Source organism: Paraburkholderia sp. BR10936 (assembly GCF_040965735.1).
In the GTDB taxonomy this organism is placed as follows: Bacteria; Pseudomonadota; Gammaproteobacteria; order Burkholderiales; family Burkholderiaceae; genus Paraburkholderia; species Paraburkholderia nodosa_A.
Map to the genome: position 1 here is coordinate 1 of NZ_JBFRCM010000079.1, position 348 is coordinate 348.

A 348-nucleotide genomic window follows, 5' to 3' on the forward strand; every position below is an offset into this window, starting at 1 on the left:
CCAACCTGCTAAAAACAGCGGGCCTGTCGTCGCTGCTCTATCCTGATCCGAGAGGCGAATTCGACCTGCGCAGAGAGATCGCAGGCAATCTCTCCATCGCGCGAAACTTCCACTGTCATCCGGAGCACGTTTTCGTGACGTCCGGATACAGCGCTGGCTTAGGCTTGACACTTCGGGTGCTAGGTTTGGAAGGCCAGAAGGTCTGGATGGAGGAGCCCGGGTTCATGCTCACCCGTAAGGGGCTGGAACTGGCTCGCTTGAATATCGTGCCGATCCCGGTAGACGCAGACGGTATCAACGTCGACTACGGCATCAAGACAGCGCCGGACGCCGCGTTAGCGGTCTTAA

Annotated in this window: 1 protein-coding gene; it reads left to right on the forward strand. The window is 58.3% G+C overall.

Going from position 1 to position 348, the window contains the following annotated elements; genetic code table 11:
- Window positions 1–348 (forward strand): aminotransferase class I/II-fold pyridoxal phosphate-dependent enzyme (locus AB4Y36_RS40495; RefSeq protein WP_368685943.1); only part of this gene is annotated, 348 nt, incomplete at both ends.